This window comes from Bradyrhizobium sp. P2_E8 (assembly GCF_056403875.1).
In genome coordinates this window covers 1-4,607 of the sequence record NZ_JBFUES010000616.1, presented here as the reverse complement: position 1 = coordinate 4,607, position 4,607 = coordinate 1, and the positions used below count along the sequence as shown (strand labels likewise).

Sequence of the window (4,607 nt, the reverse complement as noted above, 5' to 3'; positions counted from 1 at the left end):
AGGTCCGGGTCAGCAAGGGATGGGCGTCGATGCGGAGCAGGCCGCGCGGCCGCGCATCGCGCATCGCGGTTTCCGCCTCCTCGACCTCGGCCAGGATCGCGACGCAGCGGCGGTAATAATCCTCGCCGTCGAGCGTCGGCGTAACGTGCCGCGTCGTCCGTTCGAGCAGGCGCACACCGAGACGCGCCTCGAGGCCGCGCAAGACCTCGCTCGCCGTGGAGCGGGGAATGCCGAGATCGGCGGCCGCGGCCGTAAAACTCTGCCGCTCGACGAGGCGAACGAACAGGCGCATGGCGTCAAATCGGTCCATGGCCGATTGTTCACCACAGCCGACAAGTGATGGCAAGTCTCGGGCGATTATCCGGCCCCGGCGATCAGCTAAATCTCCGGCCGAAGGCAACGAGGAGACCTGCCATGACCCACCAACATCAGCGCGCAGCCGTCGTGACCGGCGGCTCCCGYGGCATCGGCGCAGCGATCGCCCGCCGGCTGGCACAGGACGGAATTGCGGTCGCGATCAACTATGCCAGCGGCCGCGCGGCTGCCGACGCGCTCGTCGCCGAGATCGAGGCCGCCGGCGGACACGCCATCGCCGTGCAGGCCGACCTCGCCGATCCGGCAACCCCTTCGCGGCTGTTCGATGCGGCCGAGCATGCCTTCGGCGGCGTTGACATCCTCGTCAACAATGCCGGCGTCATGGAGCTCGGACCGCTCGCCGAGGTGACCGATGAAGCGTTCGCGCGGCAGACAGCGATCAATCTCGGAGGCGTGTTCCGGTCCTTGCGCGAGGCGGCGCGGCGGCTGCGCGACGGCGGCCGCATCGTCAGCTTTTCCTCCAGCGTGGTCGGTCTCTACCAACCCGGCTACGGCGTCTACGCCGCGACCAAGGCGGCGGTCGAGGCCATGACGCATATCCTCGCCAAGGAGCTCGGCAGCCGGCGCATCACCGTCAACGCGGTGGCGCCCGGGCCGGTCGAGACCCGGCTCTTCCTCGAGGGCAAGAGCGAGCAGCAGGTGCGCGCCATTGCCGCCATGAACCCGTTCGGCCGCCTCGGCCAGCCCGACGACATCGCTGCAATCGTCGCCTTCCTCACCGCTCGCGACAGCGGCTGGATCAACGGCCAGGTCATCCGCGCCAATGGCGGCGTGGTCTGACGCACGGCACGATCGCATCACACGGAGCGACCCATCATGCCTTTCGCCAACGTCAAGATTCCGCAAGCCGCGCTGTCTCGTGCCCAGAAGGCCGAGATCGTGCATCGCCTCACCGCGCTGTTCGTCGACTATTTCGGCGAAGCGGCGCGGCCGCACACGATGGTGCTGATCGAGGAAGTCGGCGACGGCGGCTATGGCCGCGCCGACGAGGTGTTCGTTGTCCCCGACGCCTATCGCGCCCGCGACGCCGTCACGCCAGCTTCAGGCTGAGCTCGGTGCCGCCCTTGAGCTGCAGCGTCATCGCGACGAAGCCGTTTTGCGGGTCCGTCACTTGCCGAGGATTTCCGCGGCGGCGCGGTCAAGGATCGCGGCGATGCGGCGTGCTTCAGCGGAATCGCTGCCTTGCATGCTGCGCAGCGCGCGCTTGAGATTGTGGCGAGCCCGGTGCAGCTCGTCCGAGGCACCGCCGTCGAGATCGCTGACGCCGGCGAAGGCCTCGCGCACCTCGTCCATGCGGCGCCCGATCCGCGACAGCGCCTGCAGGATCGCATCCGCGGTCGCACGCTGCTCGGCAAGATACGCCTCGCCCTGCGGCGTGATGCTGTAGAGCTTGCGGCCGCCATCCTGTTCGACGCCGGCGTGGCCGACCTCTTCGAGATAGGTCAGCGCCGGATAGATCACGCCGGGGCTCGGCGTGTAGAACCCGTCGGAGCGCTCCTCGACGATCTTGATCAGCTCATAGCCATGCGCCGGCTTTTCGGCCAGCAGCGCCAGGATCACGAGCTGAAGGTCCTGCGACGAGAGTCGTCGCGCCCCCGGAAAATCGTCGCCGCCGCGCCCGAAGAAACCGTGCCCACCGCGGCCGAAACGCCGCCCGCCGCCGTGCCGGCCCATGGCGAAGGCGAAGCGCAACTCATGATCATCCCGGCTGTGCCTGCCGTGGTGTTTGTCTCGAAACATATCTTACGTCTCCTCTGTTAGATATATCGTAAGATATGTTTTGAGATGCGATACGCAAGCCACGAGTGCGTGACTTTGTCTCAAGGCTCGTTTCACCAGCAAAATCAGGAGCCAAGCTTGACATTCTGCTGACATACCGCTGGTATGTCAGTTATGCCCACCGCCTCCCTCGACCGCGACCGCGCCTATACCCTGCTCCGCGACCTCGTCATCTCAGGCGAGTTCGCGCCTGACGAACCCCTCTCCGAACGCAGCCTGTCGAGCCGGCTGGCGCTGGGCCGCACCCCGATCCGCGAGGCGCTGAAGGCGCTCGCCAGGGACGGCCTGCTCACCATCCATCCGATGCGCGGCACCTTCCTGCGCCAGATGTCCTTCGACGATCTGCGCGAGATTCATGAATTGCGGCTCGCGCTCGAAGGCATGGCCGCCTATCTCGCCGCGACGCGCGGGCCGACGGAGCCGCTGCGCCAATGCGCCGGGGAGCTGCGCAGCATTCAGTCGCGCGAAAACCTCGATGTCGAGGAGGCGCAGCAGGTCGGCTGGGCCTTCCACGACGAACTGTTTCGCGCGACCGGCAACGGCCGGCTGGCGCAGTCCTACGACAATCTGCGCGCGCAGAGCGGCCTCGCCCTCCAGAAGATGCGGCAATACAGCGTCGAGCGCACGCGCCAGGCCGTCAGCGAGCATCTCGATATCTATGCGGCCATCGAAGCGCACGATCCTGACGCCGCGCAGCAGCGCATGTGGCGGCATCTGTCGTCCGCATTCGAGGCGCGCCTCACCGCGCTGGGCGCGATCCGCGCGCAATATCCGGGACAAGGAGACCATCACGCATGATCCGGCCGCTGTTCAGATTGCCGCTCGTGTTCCAGATGCTGCTCGGATTGGTGCTGGGCCTCGGCGTCGGCCTGCTCTGGCCGGATTTCGGCGCGAGCCTGCGCCCGATCGGCACCGCCTTCGTCGAGGCGGTGAAGATGATCGTCATTCCCGTGGTGTTCGCAGCCGTCACGCTCGGCCTCTATCGCATGGGGAGCGAGCTGAAGGTCTTGGGGCGCGTTGCCGCGATCAGCCTCGGCTATTTCTACCTCGCCACCGTGGTCTCGATCCTGATCGGCCTGCTCCTCAACGCCGCCTTCCATCCCGGCGCCGGCGCGCCGCTGGCCGCGACCGGCAAGGTGCCGCCGAACCTCGCGGTGTCCGTCGACTGGATCAAGTTCTTCATGGACATGATCCCCTCCAACATCGTCGCGGCGATGGCCGAGCAGAAGATCTTGCCGACGCTCGTCTTCGCCATTCTGTTCGGCCTGGCCCTCGCCTCGGTCGGCAAGGTCGGCGAGCCCATGGTCGCCGTGCTCGAGGCGGTGATGGCGGCGATGTTCAAGATCACCAAATGGATCACCTCGCTCGCCCCGATCGCCATCTTCGCCGTGATGGCGTGGCTGTTCGCGACCCAAGGCCTCGCCACCGTGCTCGCGCTCGCAAAGCTCGTCGGCGTGATGTATCTGGGCCTCGCCATCATGGTCGCGATCTTCTGGCTGATGCTGCTTGCGATCGGCGAGAAGCCGCTGGCCGTCACCAGGGCGGTGATGGAGCCGATGATCTTGGCCTTCTCCACCCGCTCCTCGGAAGTGACCCTGCCGCTGCACATGGAGAAGCTGCGGGCGATGGGCGCCTCCGAGCGCATCGTCTCGGTGGTGCTGCCGCTCGGCTACGCCTTCAACCGCGACGGCGCCATCATGTATTTCGCCCTGGCCGTCACTTTCCTCGCCGAAGCCTATGGCGTGACGCTGACCTGGTCGACGCTGTTCACCATCGTCATGGTCACGACCATCGCGAGCAAGGGCAGCGCCAACGTGCCCTCCGGCGGGCTCGTCGCCATCGCCATGGTGCTGTCGGCGATCGGGCTGCCGATCGAGGCGCTCGCGGTCATCGCCGGCGTCGACGCCTTCCTCGACATGGGCCGCACCGCGATCAACGTGTTCGGCAATACGGTCGCGGTGAAGCTGGTCGAACGATTTGCCGGCGACATGGCCGCCGATGAGGCGCAGCCGGCGGCGGCCGGCCTGCAAATGCAGGACGCCTGATGGCCGCGCAGGAGAACGGCGGCGACGGCATCGTCGATCTGCGCAGCGACACCGTCACGCTGCCGACCGCGGCGATGCTGGAACGCATGCAGCGCGCCCCGCTCGGCGACGATGGCCGCGAGGGCGATCCGACCGTCCGCGCGCTCGAAGAGCGCGGCGCTGCCTTGATCGGCAAGGAAGCTGCCCTGTTCGTGCCGAGCGGCACGATGGGCAATCTCCTGGCGATGCTCGCCCATGCCGAGCGCGGCGCGGATGTGTTCGCCGAGCGCAGCGCGCATTTGCTCAACTCGGAACTCGGCAGCGTCGTGACGATCGCGGGGCTGGCGCCCAGGCCGATGCCGGGCCGTCGCGGCGCGATGGACGAAGCAGCGCTTGCGGACGCGATCCGCGCATCGAGCCGTCCCGGCC

At 67.4% G+C, this 4,607-nt stretch carries 7 protein-coding genes; 5 read left to right on the top strand and 2 right to left on the bottom strand.

Annotated features, from left to right (window positions below):
* Positions 1-310, bottom strand: a 310-nt coding sequence (locus AC1D00_RS27985; protein ID WP_477012878.1) for a LysR family transcriptional regulator, incomplete at its 3' end; no start/stop codon positions are given.
* Between the two features lie 104 nt (positions 311-414).
* Here AC1D00_RS27985 and AC1D00_RS27980 point away from each other — a divergent pair.
* Both AC1D00_RS27980 and AC1D00_RS27975 read left to right on the top strand, forming a co-directional pair.
* Complete coding sequence (locus AC1D00_RS27980) at positions 415-1,155, top strand: SDR family oxidoreductase (protein WP_477012877.1); 741 nt, start codon at positions 415-417, stop codon at positions 1,153-1,155.
* A gap of 36 nt (positions 1,156-1,191) precedes the next feature.
* Complete coding sequence (locus tag AC1D00_RS27975; RefSeq protein ID WP_477012876.1) at positions 1,192-1,425, top strand: tautomerase family protein; 234 nt, start codon at positions 1,192-1,194, stop codon at positions 1,423-1,425.
* A gap of 57 nt (positions 1,426-1,482) precedes the next feature.
* Here the strand turns inward: AC1D00_RS27975 and AC1D00_RS27970 are convergent, their stop codons facing one another.
* Entirely contained in the window at positions 1,483-2,115 is a 633-nt protein-coding gene (locus AC1D00_RS27970) for a PadR family transcriptional regulator (RefSeq protein ID WP_404555661.1), read from the bottom strand.
* Between the two features lie 153 nt (positions 2,116-2,268).
* On the opposite strand from AC1D00_RS27970, the gene AC1D00_RS27965 reads away from it, so the two are divergent.
* From AC1D00_RS27965 to AC1D00_RS27955, 3 genes are all read left to right on the top strand, one after another.
* Positions 2,269-2,952, top strand: a complete 684-nt coding sequence (locus AC1D00_RS27965) for a GntR family transcriptional regulator (RefSeq protein WP_404555659.1) — start codon at positions 2,269-2,271, stop codon at positions 2,950-2,952.
* On the top strand, positions 2,949-4,199 hold the full coding sequence (locus AC1D00_RS27960; RefSeq protein ID WP_404555658.1) for a dicarboxylate/amino acid:cation symporter: 1,251 nt from the start codon (positions 2,949-2,951) through the stop codon (positions 4,197-4,199). Before AC1D00_RS27965 ends, AC1D00_RS27960 begins: the two co-directional genes overlap by 4 nt.
* Positions 4,199-4,607, top strand: a 409-nt coding sequence (locus AC1D00_RS27955) for a beta-eliminating lyase-related protein (protein WP_477012875.1), incomplete at its 3' end; no start/stop codon positions are given. The genes AC1D00_RS27960 and AC1D00_RS27955, both read left to right, overlap by 1 nt.

Coding starts and splice junctions, on each gene's coding strand:
- AC1D00_RS27975 (WP_477012876.1), top strand. CDS start 1,192: ATGCCTTTCGCCAACGTCAAGATTCCGCAAGCCGCGCTGTCTCGTGCC.
- AC1D00_RS27970 (WP_404555661.1), bottom strand. CDS start 2,115: ATGTTTCGAGACAAACACCACGGCAGGCACAGCCGGGATGATCATGAG.
- AC1D00_RS27965 (WP_404555659.1), top strand. CDS start 2,269: ATGCCCACCGCCTCCCTCGACCGCGACCGCGCCTATACCCTGCTCCGC.
- AC1D00_RS27960 (WP_404555658.1), top strand. CDS start 2,949: ATGATCCGGCCGCTGTTCAGATTGCCGCTCGTGTTCCAGATGCTGCTC.